The sequence below is a fragment of the Janthinobacterium sp. 64 genome (assembly GCF_002813325.1).
Classification (GTDB): domain Bacteria; phylum Pseudomonadota; class Gammaproteobacteria; order Burkholderiales; family Burkholderiaceae_D; genus Janthinobacterium.
This window is the reverse complement of the sequence record NZ_PHUG01000001.1, coordinates 1530439-1545282: the sequence shown is the minus strand read 5'-3', so window position 1 is coordinate 1545282 and position 14844 is coordinate 1530439. Positions and strand designations below refer to the sequence as shown.

At 62.3% G+C, this 14844-nt stretch carries 13 protein-coding genes; 3 read left to right on the top strand and 10 right to left on the bottom strand.

What is annotated here, in order from left to right; genetic code table 11:
• Nucleotides 1-34 precede the first annotated feature (34 nt).
• The 6 genes from CLU91_RS06725 to CLU91_RS06700 form a co-directional block, all read right to left on the bottom strand.
• Nucleotides 35-388 (bottom strand): hypothetical protein, encoded by a 354-nt coding sequence (locus CLU91_RS06725; protein WP_100873538.1) that lies wholly within the window; start codon nucleotides 386-388, stop codon nucleotides 35-37.
• A gap of 115 nt (nucleotides 389-503) precedes the next feature.
• Nucleotides 504-1526 carry a serine hydrolase domain-containing protein gene (locus tag CLU91_RS06720; RefSeq protein WP_100873537.1) on the bottom strand — a complete coding sequence of 341 codons (1023 nt, stop codon included), beginning with the start codon at nucleotides 1524-1526 and terminating at the stop codon, nucleotides 504-506.
• Nucleotides 1527-1641: 115 nt separating this feature from the next.
• Nucleotides 1642-3252 (bottom strand): GDYXXLXY domain-containing protein, encoded by a 1611-nt coding sequence (locus CLU91_RS06715; RefSeq protein WP_198521265.1) that lies wholly within the window; start codon nucleotides 3250-3252, stop codon nucleotides 1642-1644.
• Nucleotides 3249-4205, bottom strand: a complete 957-nt coding sequence (locus CLU91_RS06710; protein WP_100876609.1) for a DUF2157 domain-containing protein — start codon at nucleotides 4203-4205, stop codon at nucleotides 3249-3251. The genes CLU91_RS06715 and CLU91_RS06710 overlap by 4 nt, the downstream gene beginning before the upstream one ends.
• A 272-nt stretch (nucleotides 4206-4477) precedes the next feature.
• Nucleotides 4478-4810, bottom strand: a complete 333-nt coding sequence (locus tag CLU91_RS06705) for a hypothetical protein (RefSeq protein ID WP_100873535.1) — start codon at nucleotides 4808-4810, stop codon at nucleotides 4478-4480.
• A gap of 39 nt (nucleotides 4811-4849) precedes the next feature.
• Nucleotides 4850-5191 (bottom strand): hypothetical protein, encoded by a 342-nt coding sequence (locus tag CLU91_RS06700; RefSeq protein WP_100873534.1) that lies wholly within the window; start codon nucleotides 5189-5191, stop codon nucleotides 4850-4852.
• 253 nt (nucleotides 5192-5444) lie between these two features.
• Here CLU91_RS06700 and CLU91_RS06695 point away from each other — a divergent pair, with 253 nt between their 5' ends.
• On the top strand, nucleotides 5445-6740 hold the full coding sequence (locus tag CLU91_RS06695; RefSeq protein WP_100873533.1) for a sensor histidine kinase: 1296 nt from the start codon (nucleotides 5445-5447) through the stop codon (nucleotides 6738-6740).
• The gene (locus CLU91_RS06690) at nucleotides 6740-7474 is read left to right on the top strand and encodes a LytR/AlgR family response regulator transcription factor (protein WP_100873532.1); all 735 of its coding nucleotides are present in this window, start codon (nucleotides 6740-6742) and stop codon (nucleotides 7472-7474) included. The genes CLU91_RS06695 and CLU91_RS06690 overlap by 1 nt, the downstream gene beginning before the upstream one ends.
• A gap of 74 nt (nucleotides 7475-7548) precedes the next feature.
• Here the strand turns inward: CLU91_RS06690 and CLU91_RS06685 are convergent, their stop codons facing one another.
• The gene (locus tag CLU91_RS06685; RefSeq protein ID WP_100873531.1) at nucleotides 7549-7866 is read right to left on the bottom strand and encodes a hypothetical protein; all 318 of its coding nucleotides are present in this window, start codon (nucleotides 7864-7866) and stop codon (nucleotides 7549-7551) included.
• A gap of 213 nt (nucleotides 7867-8079) precedes the next feature.
• Here CLU91_RS06685 and ligD point away from each other — a divergent pair, with 213 nt between their 5' ends.
• A complete protein-coding gene (gene ligD, locus CLU91_RS06680; protein ID WP_100873530.1) occupies nucleotides 8080-10569 on the top strand; it encodes a DNA ligase D in 2490 nt (829 codons plus the stop codon).
• Here ligD and CLU91_RS06675 read toward each other — a convergent pair.
• The 3 genes from CLU91_RS06675 to CLU91_RS06665 form a co-directional block, all read right to left on the bottom strand.
• On the bottom strand, nucleotides 10553-12865 hold the full coding sequence (locus CLU91_RS06675) for a PAS domain S-box protein (protein WP_157814631.1): 2313 nt from the start codon (nucleotides 12863-12865) through the stop codon (nucleotides 10553-10555). The genes ligD and CLU91_RS06675 overlap by 17 nt on opposite strands.
• A gap of 122 nt (nucleotides 12866-12987) precedes the next feature.
• Nucleotides 12988-13809: a non-homologous end joining protein Ku gene (gene ku, locus CLU91_RS06670; protein WP_100873529.1), complete on the bottom strand. Its 822-nt coding sequence runs from the start codon at nucleotides 13807-13809 to the stop codon at nucleotides 12988-12990.
• A gap of 3 nt (nucleotides 13810-13812) precedes the next feature.
• Nucleotides 13813-14790: an SDR family oxidoreductase gene (locus CLU91_RS06665; RefSeq protein ID WP_100873528.1), complete on the bottom strand. Its 978-nt coding sequence runs from the start codon at nucleotides 14788-14790 to the stop codon at nucleotides 13813-13815.
• Nucleotides 14791-14844 lie beyond the last annotated feature (54 nt).

The window sequence follows — 14844 nt, the reverse complement described above, 5'->3', positions numbered from 1 at the left end:
CCTTTGTATATGTGGTCAGTCAGGTGTGTCGGAATTACTTGGCAGGAGCTGGTGCTGGTGCAGCGGCGGTGGCCGATGCCAGCTTTTCGTCAGCCTTGGCCTTGGTTTTCTTGGCCTTGTGGTGCGCTTTGGCTTTCGTGGTGGCCGCTTCCGCTTTGGCACTGGCGACGTCCGTTTTCGCGGCGACGACTGCTTTCGCTTCTTTCGCATCGGCTTTCACGACGGCTTGCGCTTCCTTCGCGTCCGCTTTCACGACGGCCTTGGTGTGGGCCGCTTCCACTTTGGCGGGTACCGAAGCTGCCGGGGTGGCTGCAGGCGCTGCCGGGGTTTGGGCGAAGGCTGCAGTTGCGAACAGGCCGGCGATCAGGGTAACAATTGCTTTTTTCATGGTGCAGTCCTCGGTGGTGGTTTGTCTGGTATGTCTGTTGGTGGCGGGATGATTCCCGTCTCACTGAGCATAAAACGCGCCCCCGGACGCTTGCGTTGACGGTCATTACAAACGCTTACATCTGCGTTGCATCCGCTTTCAGGATGGCTTTCAGGATGTCTTCCGAACGGCGCTGTCCATAAGGCTTGCCATACGCGCTCGATGCGATGCTGACCACCATGCGGCGCGCGGGGATCACATAGATCTTGTTGCCGCCATTGCCCGAGGCGAAATGCACTGCGATCTCTTGTCCTCCGATGTCCTGCGTCTTCGCGTACCAGAAATAGCCATAGCTGTCGGCGTAGCGGTCGACGGCGCCGATGGCCACGCGCGGCGCCAGCGCGGCCTTGATCCAGGCACTGTCGATCACCGTCTTGCCGTCAACTACGCCGTCGTCGAGCACCATCTGGCCGATTTTCGCCGTGTCGCGCGCGCGCAGCGACAGATTGCCCTGGCCTTTCGGGTGCTTGGCCACGTCGCGGCCCCAGCTCCAGCGCGTGATGCCCAGCGGTGCGAACAGCACCTTGGCGGCGACATCTTCCAGGTCGGCGCCGCTGGCGTTTTCTACCACTCTCCCGGCGATGTACGAGCCCAGCGAGTTGTAGCGGTAGGTGCCGCCCGGCGTTGTTGCAGCCGGCACGCCGCGCACGAAGGCGGCAGGATCGGGCGCCGCATCGAGCTTGTCTTCATTGCCCGGCGACTGTCCGTCTTCATCGAAGGCGGCCAGACCCGAGCGCATGGTGAGCAAGTCGTCGAGGGCGACCTTGCCCGCAGGGCTGCCAGCGACTTCGGGCCAGTACTCGCCCACCGTTTTTGTTGTCGCCAGCTGGCCCCGTGCCACGGCGGCGCCCACCAGCAGCGCGGTGATGCTCTTGCCTGCTGAGCGGATGTCGTGCAGGGTGTCGGCCGTCTCGCCGTTGTAATAGCGTTCGGCGACGATGGCGCCATCGCGCAGCACGACGACGGCGCGCAAGTCGCCATGGCTGTCGCGGTCCTGTGCTTGCAGGACGCGCTCCAGCGAGGAATGAGGAGTTTCCTGCGCCGGGGCGGCGCAGGACAGGAAGAGGGTGCTCAGGAATGACAGGGGCAGGCGGCACATGGACAGCTTTCGTGGCAATGGTCGGATTGCCAGTGTCGCCCAGTTGCGCCGTTTCGTGGCGTTTTGCCGTGCCTGATTGATGAAGTTTGCATGAAACGGATACGCTGATGCTTCCTTACAGTGCCTGCAAATCCTTGTCGCGTAAATTCACGAGAATGATTTTCCCGTTAGGCATGACGCGAAATTCGCCGTAACGGGCTTGCCACCAGCGTTCGCCGTCGCCCTCTTTGAAGAACCAGGCGTTGCTGGCCATGACCAGGCGCGAATTCTTGCGTTGTATTTCGATCAGAAATTCTCCGGGTGCCAGAGTCTCGTCCTGGTGCAGGCGCAGCATCGTGCCGATGTTGCGGGCATCGCGTGTGGCAACTATTCTGAAGGGGGGCTGATAGGCATAGTTAATGTAACTCGATTCGTCGCTGAAAAAGTTCAGGCTCATATAATCGCCTTGTATCAACGAGCGCGGGTCGAGGATCCGCAACTCAAAGAACACTGGATGTCCGTTTGCGATCAGCTGTTCGCGGTTCCAGATGGCTGCGTTACCGAGGATCAGCACGGTGAGCAACGTTGCGGAGACTGCCATCAGTGGCTGTGCCGGACGTGCTGCAAGCGTTTGATCTCCTGTCATGATCTTTGGCATGCCACGCGCCGCCAGCCACGCGGAAACGCCCAGCAAGGTACCGATGGCGGCCAGCAATGCGGCTTTTTCCACCAGCAGCCAGTTTGGGTTGTAGTACACGCTGCCGAGTATCCAGGCGGCGGCAAGCGCGGCAGTCATGGACAGCGTGCGCCTTCCGCTAGCCAGGCTGACGGCGAGTATCAGCAGGACCGGCCCCAATGCGGGCAGGTACCAGGCCAGGACGGCCAGCGCCAGCGCCAGGATGGCGCCCGGCACGCGGCGCCATCCTGGCCAGGCGCACAGCAGTAACGCGGCTGCCAGCAAAGCCAGCAGGCTCGACTGTCGCCCCCAGTGGTCACCCCAGAGACTATTGTCGCGAGCCTTGAACAGGTCTTGCGCGAGCACGCCGATCCAGCCCGTGTTATCCATGATGGCGCTCATCAGGAAAGCCATTCCTGACCACAGGCAGAGGCCAGCCAGCATGCAGAGTGCCCAGCCCGAAGAAATGGCGGCGAGCATGCTGGCTGTCCGTTGGCCGCCCGGTCTGTTAAAGACGGCGCACTGTAAATACGTGAGAAACAGCCAGATTGCCAGCGCCATGAGGCTGGCGTCGAACAGCATGTCCGAGGCGAGGCCGTGTTCATGCAACCAGTCCACGCCCAGCGGTAACTGTGCCAGCAGCACCAGGGCGCAGGCCGGTACGGCAAGCAAGGTACGCAGCCACGCGATCGGTAGCAGGATGGCCATGGCAAACACGAACAGTGCCAGCAAGGCAGCGGCTACGTTCGTGTCCAGGTCGCGGAACAAGGAAAATCCCAGCAGCAGCAAGCCAGCGATGATCGCTGGTGCCGCGAATTGCTGGATGAAGAAGTAGTGCCTCAAACTGTGTACCCCCAGCACGGTGCAGGCGAGGATCAGGGTGCCTGCGATATAGCCAGCCTGCCCTTCGATCAAGCGATCTTGTGCATACAAGGCGAACGCGAATGTCAGGGGGATTGCTGCCAGCCAGGCGCCGATAGCGATGAGCATCAGCAGCGGCCATGGCATGTCAGTTGAAACGGCACGTGCCATGCCTGGCGTCGCCTGGTGCATGTCGAGTCGGGCGTTCATGCATTTACCTCCGTGCGGTGCAGGCGATGCCGCCATAGCAGCCAGTAGCCCGTTGACGCCAGCATGCCCGCCGCAGTGAGCCCCACAAAGATCAGTACTGCAGGAAAATTACCATCGGATACGAGAACGGCCAACCATGCCGTCAGGATGGTATTGGCACCCAGGGCGATGATGCTGTGGCAGACCACATCATGAAAACGTGGAAAGAGCAGGGCAGCTACTGCGGCCAGCACGAGCAGCAGCGGCAGGCCGTATGCCGGTTTCGAACCGAGCAGCAAGCCCAGGGCGATGGTGCCTGCCATCAGCGTGGTCAATGCGACGGCCAGGCGTAGCGGCCAGGCGCGCGCGCCCGTCCAGCGTGTCACGAAGGGCGTCATCGCTCCGCACAGCGTCACCGACAGCAGCAGGCTGGCCGCATAGTGAGGCATGTACATTGCCTCGATGTCCCAGCGGTAGGCTGCCACATCGGCAAGCCATAAGGTGGAGGCACTGAAGCTGACCAATATCCAGGGCATCCATAGCACATCGCTGCGCGCCGCCAGGCACAAGGGCAGGGAAGCGATGGCCCAGGCGGCGAACAATTGCCATGGGTCGCTACTCGTCTGGTAGGTCTGGCTGAAATACGCGAACAGGGCGCCCATGGCCAGCATGGCAGTCAGGAGCATGGGTATCCTGCCCGTAGCCGAACGAATGCCGATCAGGCAGCTGCCTGAAAACAGGGTTTGCAAGAGCAGGAAATGGCTGGCGCGGCCAAAGAGATCCCAGTTGGCCGCTACCCAGAAAATCAGGCTCAAACCCAGCAGGGCGGCAGCCAGCAGCGCCGTGATCCGCAACAGCCATTGCGCCGCGTGTAGCGGTTCGCCATGAAAATCAGTCAGTTCTGGCGCGAGTGCGCCTTGCTGTTCGAGGGATGGATGGGATGCGAATCGGGCTACGACGCAGCGTATGTTCATCGGCAGCTTTCAAGGTGGCGCGCGGCCTCGGAGGGGCGCAGCGCATTGAGCGGACTTTGGCGGAACGGGTTTGATGAAGGATAGCTTGCATGTGCCTGATGCCGAACGTGGCCAGGCAATGATTTGCTGCGCCTGCGCAAGAATTGCGCAAATAACATGTGCAGCCGGACATAGGGACAAAAAAAGACAGCCGAAGCTGTCTTTGGTATTGCGGTCGAAGTCACCATGCAAGCGCAGACCCGGCGGACGCGCTCGCGTGGCTACATTGGCGCTTACTTTGCCGGTGTGGCAGCAACTGCTGCGTCTGCTTTGGCGGCGTCCGCTTTCACTTTGGCTTTGCTGGCCTTGTGATGGGCCTTGGCCTTGGTGGCTTTGGCGTCGGCCTTGGCGCTGGCGACATCGGCTTTCGCATCGGCGGCGACAACCGCTTCTTTCGCGTCGGCTTTCACGACTGCCTTGGTTTCCTTGGCTTCAGCCTTGGCCACGGCTTTCGTGTGGGCCGCTTCCGCCTTGGCCGGAGCCGAGGCTGCCGGGGTGGCTGGGGTTTGGGCGAAGGCTGCGGTAGCGAACAGGCTGGCGACGAGGGTGGCGATAACTTTTTTCATTGTAGTTTCCTGGCAAGTGGTAAGGGATGGTATCGAGGATTACTTGGCTGCTGCTGGTGCGGCTACCGGTGCTGGAGCAGGTGTAGATGCTGCAGCGGTGGCCGAAGCCAGTTTTGCATCGGCCTTGGCCTTGGTGTGCTTGGCCTTGTGGTGGGCCTTGGCTTTGGTGGCCGTTGCTTCCGTTTTGGCGCTGGCCACGTCCGCTTTCGCGGCGACGACGGCTTGCGCTTCCTTGGCGTCGGCTTTCACGACGGCCTTGGTGTGGGCCGCTGCCACTTTGGCGGGTACCGAGGCTGCCGGGGTGGCAGGAGCTGCTGGCGTTTGGGCAAAGGCAGCGGTAGCGAACAGGCCGGCGATCAGGGTAACAATTGCTTTTTTCATGGTGCAGTCCTCGGTGGTGGTTTGTCTGGTATCTCTGTTGGTGGCGGGATGATTCCCGTGTCACTCAGCATAAAACGCGTCCCGGAACGCTTGCGTTGACGGACCTTACAATCGCTTACACTCCCATCCATGCAGGTGGCACTGATGCTCCGTAGAGGGGACTTCATGCCGTACCGGCGCCCGCCCGTCGCATGCCTCCCTGGCGCCGGGAGATGGGCGCTAGAATGACGATAAATTCACTCAAACGCCTGCCATGTCCAAGCCTTCTTTCCCTTCCTTTGCCGCGCCGCCCGTACGCCACGATCCGCGCCTGGTACGCCTGTACATGCGGCAGACCCTGCTGCGTTTTTACGGCGCAATACTGTTGCCGCTGGCGCCAGTAATGGTGATGATGATGCTGTTGTTGATGTACTTGCCGAAAGGCGGAACGGTCAGCTGGGTGCAACTGATGAGTGGTGTTTACATGCTGCTGTTACCTGCGATCGGCGCCCGCTCCACGGTGCTTCAGCAGTTGCGCAAGTTCAGCGAAGAAGGCGTTACCCTCAGCGAGGAGCTGATCTCGGCCCGCGTCTCGCGCGAGCTGGCCTCGCCCTTCGATATCTTCACCAGTTTCGACCTGTGCGCGGAAGCGCTTTCCGGTTTGGCCACGGGCCAGGCGCTGGGTCTGGCGGGGCCGCCGGCCTTTGCGCACGATCCGTTCAAACGCATCATCGTGCTGGGAAGATCGCGCCCATTTTTTATTTTCGGCGCCACGGAGGTGCGCCTATGTGCCGAAGAAGGGCAAGGCGTGCGCATCCGCGTGCGGCGCATCCTGAGTGCGCAATGCCTGTGCATGCAGACCGGTAGCGCATTGCGCGCCGTGGAAGCGGTAACAACACAATTGCAAGCCAGCCTTGCGCGGCGTCGGCGTGCTCAGGATGCCGTGTTGCGCGAACAGGCGGCCGAACGCGAAGCTTTGCAGGCACGCCTGTCTGCCCTGCAGGCGCAAGTGGAGCCGCATTTCCTGTTCAATACCCTGGCCAATTTGAAATACCTGATGCGCACGGACACGTCCGCGGCACTGGAGATGCTCGACCATCTGATCGGCTATCTGCAGAATGCCTTGCCCGACATGCGCTCGATATCGTCGACCCTGGGTCGCGAAATCGATTTGGCGCGCGCCTACCTGTCGCTCATGCAGATACGCATGGGCCAGCGTCTACGCTTTTTCATCGACGTGCCGGAAGGTCTGCGCGCCTTGCCGATGCCGCCGGCCATGCTCATTTCGCTGGTGGAGAATGCGCTGCGGCATGGATTGCAGGGATTGCCGCATCCAGGTTCGCTGCGTATTGGCGCCGTGCTGCAAAGTGGCACGCTGGAAGTGACTGTCCACGATGACGGCGCTGGTCTGGGTGGTAGTACGGGACATGGCCATGGGGTGGGGCTGTCGAATATCCACGCCCGGCTGGCATTATTGTATGGCGATGCGGCCACGCTGCAGGTGCTGCAGGCACAGCCGCGCGGAGTGACGGCCATCGTGCGCTTGCCGGTTTCGTCAGGAGCTATCTGATGCCGCGCGCCTTGATCGTTGAAGATGAGCCGCTGCTGCGCGCGGAGCTGCGCGACCAGTTGCAGTTGCTGTGGCCATCCTTGCAGATTGCGGGCGAGGCAGGCGACGGTATCGCGGCCCTGGCCCTGATCACGGAGCAGCAGCCGGACATCGTTTTTCTCGATATACAGATGCCAGGCTTGAATGGCCTGGAGGTGGCACAGCATCTGCCCGCCCGCAGCCAGGTGGTTTTTGTTACCGCGTATGCGGAATACGCGCTGTCGGCGTTCGATGCGGGGGCAGTTGATTATCTGGTTAAACCGCTGGCGACGGCACGGCTGCTGCAGATGATACAGCGTTTGCAGGCGCGCGGCACGGCAGCACCGCCGCCGGCCTCAGTGTGGCAGCAAGTGTTTGCGCCGCCGCCGCCGTCTTACCTGAAATGGATCAAGGCGTCGGCCGGCAATACCTTGCGCCTGCTGCTGGTGAGCGAGATCGATTTTTTCCAATCCGAAGGAAAATACACGCGCGTGGCCAGCGCTGGCGGCGCAAGCTTGATCCGTCTGAGCCTGAAGGAATTGCTGGAGCAACTGGACCCGGCGCAGTTTGTGCAGATCCATCGCAGCAGCATCGTCAACCTGCATGCGATCGAACGCATCGACAAAGATGGTACGGCGATGTATATCCGTCTGAAGGGCGGACATGGCTCACTCTCTGTCAGTGAAGCGTTTGCGCGCCAGTTCCGGCAGATGTAGCGACAGCGTCGTCCATGCACAAAAAGACAGCCGAAGCTGTCTTTTTGAGTGGCGCAAAAAACGCGCTGGGGGGATTATTTGGCTGCTGCTGCGGTCGCTTCAGTTTTGGCTTCGTCAGCCTTGGCCTTGGCTTTTTTCGCTTTGTGATGGGCTTTGGCCTTGGTGGCTTTGGCGTCAGCCTTGGCGCTGGCGACTTCGGCTTTCGCATCGGCGGCGACGGCGGCTTCTTTGGCGTCGGCTTTCACGACGGCCTTGGTTTCTTTCGCTTCTGCTTTGGCCACTTCCTTGGTGTGCTTGGCTTCGGCCTTGGCCGGTGCTGCTGGTGCCGGGGTTTGAGCAAAGGCTGCGGTAGCGAACAAGCCGGCGATCAGAGTAGCGATTACTTTTTTCATGGTGCAGTTCCTCGAGAAGTGGGGTTGTAGTTCAGGAGATGCATTTCCCCTGTCACTGAGGCAAAAACGCGCCGTGCGGCAATAGCGTTGACAGCGATTCGAGCTAATTACAAACACTTACATTTGCCGGGGCAGGCACTCTGTTAGCTGGCGTACCGCGCGCCCGCCACTGGCGGCCTAGACTCAAGGCCATCCTCACCGCATGGGCCCGCCATGAAAGCCGCCTTGAAAACCTATCAAGCCAAGCGCAATTTCGCCGTCACGCCCGAGCCGGCAGGCGGCGGCGAGGACGCGGGCGAGGCGCTCACCTTCGTCATCCAGAAGCACTGGGCCAGCCGTCTGCACTATGATTTTCGCCTGGAACTCGATGGCACGCTGAAAAGCTGGGCCGTGCCGAAAGGGCCCAGCTACGACCCGCGCGACAAGCGCATGGCGGTGCAGGTGGAAGACCATCCCCTCGCTTACGCCAGTTTTGAAGGCACGATCCCGGAAAAACAGTATGGCGCGGGCAAGGTCATCGTCTGGGATAAAGGAACGTGGCAGCCGCAGCCAGCCACACCCGATGCGCGCAAGGCGCTGGCAGCCGGCGAACTGAAATTCACCCTGCATGGCCACAAGATGCAGGGCAACTGGGTGCTGGTGCGCATGAAGGGTAAAGGAGACAAGCACAGCGAAAAGCAGCCAGCCTGGCTGCTGATCAAGGAAAAAGACGGCTATGCCCGGCCGGCACTGGAATTTTCCGTCGTGGACGAATTGCCCGACAGCGTCAGAAACAAGGCCATGCCCAAGCGCAAGGTGACCGCCGCGCCGCCGGATGCCGATTTACCCGCTACCTTGTCGCCGCAGCTGGCCACCTTGGTCGATGCGCCGCCGCCAGATGCGCAAGACTGGATCTTCGAGGCGAAATTCGACGGCTACCGCATCCTTGCGCGTTGCGATGGCGAACAGCTCAGCCTGATGACGCGCAATGGCAATGACTGGACGGCGAAACTGCCGAAGCTGCGGCAGGCGCTGGAACAGCTGGGCTTGCCGCCAGGCTGGTATGACGGTGAAATCGTCGTCAACGACGCCAGCGGCCATCCGGATTTCGGCGCCTTGCAGCGCGCCTTCGACGCGCAAACGAGCAGCGCCATCGTGTATTACCTGTTCGACGTGCCGTATTTCGATGGCCACGACATACGGGAGCAGCCCGTCGAGGCGCGCAAGGCGCTGCTGCAGGGGCTGCTGGAACAATTGCCCGCGTCGCCGCTGGTGCGCTTCAGCGAGGCGCTCGATGCTGCGCCGCAGCAGTTGCTCGCCCATGCTTGCCGCTTGGGGCTGGAAGGGGTGATCGGCAAGCGGCGTGGCTCGCCCTACGTCACGCGCCGCTCGGGCGACTGGATCAAGCTCAAATGCGGGCTGCGCCAGGAATTCGTCATCGGCGGCTACACGGCGCCGCAGGGCGCGCGCGAAGGCATCGGTTCGCTGCTGCTGGGCGTGCACGATGCACAGGGCAAGCTGCGCTACGCGGGCAATGTGGGCAGCGGCTTTGACGATGCGGCCTTGCGCGACTTGCGGCGCCGTCTCGACGCCTTGGCCACTGATGCGAGTCCGTTCGCGGGCAAGGCGGGCGGCGTGCGCCAGCCCATCTGGGTCAAGCCGCAGTTGGTGGCCGAAGTGAGTTTTGCGCAATGGACCAGTGGCGGCGCCGTGCGCCATGCCGTGTTTCACGGCTTGCGCGAAGATAAAAAACCGGCCGCCATCGTGCGCGAGCGGGCACAGCGGATCGACAGGGAGAAGACGATGCAGAACCAAGCCACGCCGGACAGCGTCCTGCCGGCCAGTTTCAAGGTCAGCCATGCGGACCGGGTGATCGACAAGGACAGCGGCGCGCGCAAGATCGATCTGGTGCGCTATTACGCGCTGGTGGGCAAGCTGATGCTCGTGCATTTGCGGGGCCGGCCCGTGTCGCTGGTGCGCGCGCCGGCCGGCGTGGGCGGCGAGCTGTTTTTCCAGAAGCATGCCGATGCGTCGACCATGCCCGGCGTCAAGCAGCTCGATCCCGGCCTCGATCCCGAGCATGCCGCCATGCTGGAAGTGGCCAGCGTACAGGGCTTGTTGTCGGCCGCGCAGTGGAATGTGGTCGAATTTCACACGCAAAACGCGCTGGCCAGCGCCTACGACACGCCGAACCGTCTGGTGTTCGACCTGGACCCGGGCAAGGGCGTGGCCTGGCCCGCCATTCGCGAAGCGGCCGTGCTGCTGCGCGCCTTCCTGACGGAGCTGGGGCTGCCCGCCTGGCTGAAAACCAGCGGCGGCAAGGGCTTGCACGTGGTGGTGCCGATCCGCCCGAAATACGACTGGGACACGGTCAAGGCGTTTTCGCAAGCCATCGTGGCGCACATGGCGCAGCATATACCGGCGCGTTTTGTCGTCAAGAGCGGTCCCGCCAACCGCGTCGGCAAGATCTTCATCGATTATTTGCGTAATGGACGAGGCGCCACCACCGTGTGCGCGTGGTCGGCCCGCACGCGCTCCGGGCTGGGCATTTCCGTACCGCTGGCCTGGGAAGAGCTCGACAAGCTGAAGGCGGGCGATCAATGGACGGTGAGCAACGTCCACAGCCGTCTCGACGTGGGCAATGCGCCCTGGGCTGGCTATGCGCGCAGCGCCAGGGGCATCGATGGGGCCATGCAAAAACTGGGCTTCACTGCGGCGCACTGAGCGGCAGGCTGGCGCGCCCCAGTTGCAGGGCTTCGTCGATGGCAAGGTTGAGCAGGGGAATCTCGACGGGTTTGGTCAGGTAGCGGAAAAAGCCTGCGGCCAGGCCGTGGTGGATGTCGCCCTTCATGGCATTGGCCGTCAGCGCGATGACGGGGATGTGCGCCGTGCGCGGATCGTTGCGCAGGATGCGCTGCGCCTGGTTGCCATTCATGCCGGGCAGGTTGATATCCATCAAGATCACATCGGGGCGGCGCTCCAGTGCCAGCGCAATGCCATGGCGCGCGTCGGTGGCCGAGATCATGCGCAGATGGGGCAGGAAGCTGATGATGTCTTCCACCAGGCGCAGGCTGGCCGGATTGTCTTCCACGTACAGCAGCAGGGCCTGGCCGCCGGCATCGTCCGCAGCGTCGCCAGCCGGTTCGGCCAGCCCCTCCGTGTCCAGCGGCATCCTGGCGGGCGGCGCGGCCATGGTGTCGAGTTCGATCCAGAAGACGCTGCCCACGCCGACGCAGCTGTGCACGCCCATGGCGCCGCCCATCAGCTCGATCAGGCGCTTGGTGACGACGAGGCCGATGCCCGTGCCTTCCTCGCTGCCCGCCTCCTGGCCCAGCCGGTTAAATGGCTGAAACAGTTCCGCCATCTGCGCATCGTCCAGGCCCTTGCCCGTGTCGCGGATGGCGATGCGCACGCGCTGCGGCGCGGGCTGCGAAATTTCCAGTTCCACCTTGCCGGCCGGGCGGTTGTACTTGATGGCGTTCGAAAGCAGGTTCAGCAGTACTTGCTTGAGGCGCGTATGGTCGGCCTTGACCGTCAGCGGCTCGCAGACCGAAAAGACCATCTCGAGCTGGCGCTGCTGCGCCTGCTCTTCCACCATCACGCGCACTTCCTCGATCAGCGCGGGCAGCGCCACCGCCTCGATAGACAGGCTCAGGCTGCCTGACTCGATCTTCGCCAGGTCGAGGATTTCATTGATCAAGGTGAGCAGGTGGCGGCCCGAGGTGACGATGTTTTGCACGAAGGTGCGCTTTTGCAGCACGGTCGCGGGCAGCGATTCGTTGGCCAGCAGCTGGGCAAAGCCGAGGATGGCATTGAGCGGCGTGCGCAATTCGTGCGACATGCTGGTGAGAAAGCGGTCCTTTGCCTGGCTGGCCCGCTCCAGTTCGATTTTCTGTTCATTGAGCGTGTGTTCGATGCGCTTGCGTTCCGTGATGTCGCGGATGGCGGACGACACCAGCACGCCTTCGTCCGTTTCCAGCGGCGACAGGCTGATTTCGACGGGAAACTCGGTGCCGTCGCGGCGCAAGCCATACAGTTCCAGGCCGGCGCCCATGGAACGGGCGCGCGGCGCCGCGGAAAACGATTGCCGGTGTTGCGGATGATCATGTGCGTAGCGGGCCGGGATCAGCACTTCCACATTGCGTCCCAGCAGCTCCGCGCGCGAATAGCCGAACAGGCGTTCCGTTTGCGAGTTGACGAGCACGATCTCGCCATCGCCGTTGACGATGACGATGGCGTCCGGCGCCGATTCGAGCAAGCCGCGGAACTTCTGCTCGGCCCGGCGCCGGTCGCTGACGTCGCGGATGGCGCTGATGACGAAGGTGCCGATCTCCGTCTGGATCGGCGAGAGGCTGATTTCGACGGGGAATTCGACGTTGTCCTTGCGCAAACCCAGCAATTCCAGGTCGGCGCCCATGGTGCGCGTACGGGGCTGGTCGAAATAGCGCGCGCGGTGTCCCACGTGCGCGTGGCGCAGGCGTTGCGGCAACAGGGTATCGATTTGCCTGCCGCTCAATTCGCCTTCCGCATAGCCGAACAGGCGCTGCGCCTGCTGGTTGGCCAGCACGATGGCGCCCGTGGCATTGACCATGATGACGCTGTCCGGCGTCGATTCGAACAGCACCCGGTAGCGCACGTCGACAAACTGGGCGTCGCGCGCCGCCTTCAGCACGGTCGTGTCCTTCATGGTGGAAATCAGGTAGCAGGGGGCATCCGGTGTGGCGCGTGCGGCCTGGCAGGCCACATCGACGTAGATGAGTTCGCCATCCTTGCGCCGCCGCAGCGATTCGCGGTCATAACTGCCATGCAACGTGAGTTTCTCGTCGATCAGCGGGGCCGCTTCGGCCTGTCCCGGCAGCGAGATCAGTTCCCACAGCGTGCGGCCCAGCGCCTCATCGCTGGCATAGCCGAAGATGCGCTGCGCGCCGATCGTCCAGCGCACGACGACATGCTCTTCATTCATGATGACAACGCCGCCAGGGGCGCCGCTGAGGATAAGCTGATCTAACTCGGCATCCATTGTTTTCCCGCACGCATGACAGGGCTTGCCGGACGGCAGGCTGTGTACATACGCTAGCGAGAAGCTTGATTAAAGTCAATGCATTTATATGATTGAAGAGCATCCCGGGTGGGCTGCAAGCATCAGGCCGTCTTACGCCTGGCGGGCACCTTCTTGCCCAGACTTTGCTGCAGCAGGGCGACCAGGTCGACCACATTGCTGCCGTGCTCTGCTTCTGGCTCGGGCGCGGGCGCGGTGATGGTCTTGGTCTGTTTCGCCTTGATTTTTTTCTTCACCAGCGCCAGCACGTCTTCACGATAGCTGTCGTGGTATTGCTCCGGCTGCCACGCCTCGCTCATGCCTTCCACCAGCGACAGGGCCATCTTGAGTTCCTTGTCGGAAATGCCCGCCGCCTTCAGGGTACTGCCGGGCAAGTCCAGGTCATCCGTGGGGCGGATTTCATCGGCGTAGCGCAGGGTGTTGAGCACGATGGCGTCGCCCACGCAGACGAGCGCGCACAAATGCTGCTTGGTGCGCATGACTACGCTGGCGATACCCACCTTATTTGCCTTGCGCAAGGTTTCACGCAGCAGTGCATAGACTTTCTCGCCGCCCTTGGCGGGCAGCAAATAATACGGATGTGCGTAAAAGGTCAGCGGCACCTCGAGCGCATCGACAAAGGTGTCGATGGCGATGGTTTGCGTGGCCTTCACGTTCGCCTGTTTCAAGTCCTCTTCGGACAGCACCACGTACTCATCCGTCTTGTATTCATAGCCCTTGATGATGTCGTCCCATGCGACTTCCTTGCCCGTGCGCTTGTTGTAGCGCTTGTAGCCGATGGGAGCGAAGTCGCGCCGGTCCAGCATGGATAGATCCAGTTCATGGTCGAGACTGGCTGAAATCAGCTCGACGGGGATGTGCACGAGGCCGAAGCTGATGGCGCCTTTCCACAATGCGCGCGCCATGGCCTAGTTCCCCACGCTGCCGGTGACGGGCAGGACGATGCCGCTGATGTAGCTGGAACAGGCGGGCGAGGCCAGGAAGACGTAGGCGGGCGACAGTTCTTCCGGCTGGGCCGGGCGGCGCATGTCCGTGTCGGCGCCGAATTTCGCGATTTCCTCGGGCGACTTGTCGGCCGGGTTGAGGGGCGTCCAGACGGGCCCCGGTGCGATGGCGTTGACGCGGATGCCCTTGTCGAGCAAGTTGCCGGCCAGCGCCATGGTGAACGCATGGATGGCGCCCTTGGTGGTGGAATAGTCGACCAAATGCTTCGAGCCTTGCAAGCCCGTCACGGAACCCGTGTTGATGATGGCCGCGCCGCGCTGCAAGTGGGGCAGCACGGCCTTGGCCATGTGAAAGTAACCGTAGACATTGGTTTTCATGGTGAGGTCGAAGCGCTCCTCGCTCAGGTCCAGCAAGGACTCCGCATGTTCCTGGAAGGCGGCATTGTTGACCAGCACGTCGATGTGCGTGAATTTCTCCAATACCTGGCTGACGGCTTGCTGGCAAAAGCCTTGCTCGCGCACATCGCCGGCAATCAAGAGGCAGCTCTGGCCTTCCGCTTCCACATAGCGCTTGGTTTCGTTGGCGTCCGCGTGTTCATTCAGATAAATGATGGCGACATCGGCCCCTTCGCGCGCGTACAGCACGGCCACGGCGCGGCCGATGCCGGAATCGCCGCCCGTGATGATGGCCACCATGCCGGCCAGCTTGCCGCTGCCGCAATAGTCTGGCGCCAGGAAGCGCGGTTGCAACTGCATTTGCCCTTCGATGCCCGGCTTGTCCAGATGCTGGGCGGGCAGGGGAGGAGCCGGCTGGCTGCGGTGGCCCGTCTGCACGGGCTGCTGGCTTTTCTGCTCGGCGGGTTTGGCGGTATCACGTTGATCCTGCTCTTGCTGGATGCTGCGCTGCAAGTTGCCGGCGGACTGGTCCTTGTTCTCGTTCATGCTGGCCTCCGTGGAAACGAAGGTTCAGTATCGGCGCGGCACCGGCATCAAACG

Bases quoted from the DNA above. Each gene is read 5' to 3' on its own strand.
- CLU91_RS06705 (WP_100873535.1), bottom strand. From the start codon at position 4,810: ATGAAAAAAGTTATCGCCACCCTCGTCGCCAGCCTGTTCGCTACCGCA.
- CLU91_RS06695 (WP_100873533.1), top strand. From the start codon at position 5,445: ATGTCCAAGCCTTCTTTCCCTTCCTTTGCCGCGCCGCCCGTACGCCAC.
- CLU91_RS06665 (WP_100873528.1), bottom strand. From the start codon at position 14,790: ATGAACGAGAACAAGGACCAGTCCGCCGGCAACTTGCAGCGCAGCATC.
- CLU91_RS06685 (WP_100873531.1), bottom strand. From the start codon at position 7,866: ATGAAAAAAGTAATCGCTACTCTGATCGCCGGCTTGTTCGCTACCGCA.
- CLU91_RS06725 (WP_100873538.1), bottom strand. From the start codon at position 388: ATGAAAAAAGCAATTGTTACCCTGATCGCCGGCCTGTTCGCAACTGCA.
- CLU91_RS06690 (WP_100873532.1), top strand. From the start codon at position 6,740: ATGCCGCGCGCCTTGATCGTTGAAGATGAGCCGCTGCTGCGCGCGGAG.
- CLU91_RS06720 (WP_100873537.1), bottom strand. From the start codon at position 1,526: ATGTGCCGCCTGCCCCTGTCATTCCTGAGCACCCTCTTCCTGTCCTGC.
- CLU91_RS06700 (WP_100873534.1), bottom strand. From the start codon at position 5,191: ATGAAAAAAGCAATTGTTACCCTGATCGCCGGCCTGTTCGCTACCGCT.
- ku (WP_100873529.1), bottom strand. From the start codon at position 13,809: ATGGCGCGCGCATTGTGGAAAGGCGCCATCAGCTTCGGCCTCGTGCAC.
- CLU91_RS06675 (WP_157814631.1), bottom strand. From the start codon at position 12,865: ATGGATGCCGAGTTAGATCAGCTTATCCTCAGCGGCGCCCCTGGCGGC.
- CLU91_RS06710 (WP_100876609.1), bottom strand. From the start codon at position 4,205: ATGAACATACGCTGCGTCGTAGCCCGATTCGCATCCCATCCATCCCTC.
- ligD (WP_100873530.1), top strand. From the start codon at position 8,080: ATGAAAGCCGCCTTGAAAACCTATCAAGCCAAGCGCAATTTCGCCGTC.
- CLU91_RS06715 (WP_198521265.1), bottom strand. From the start codon at position 3,252: ATGAACGCCCGACTCGACATGCACCAGGCGACGCCAGGCATGGCACGT.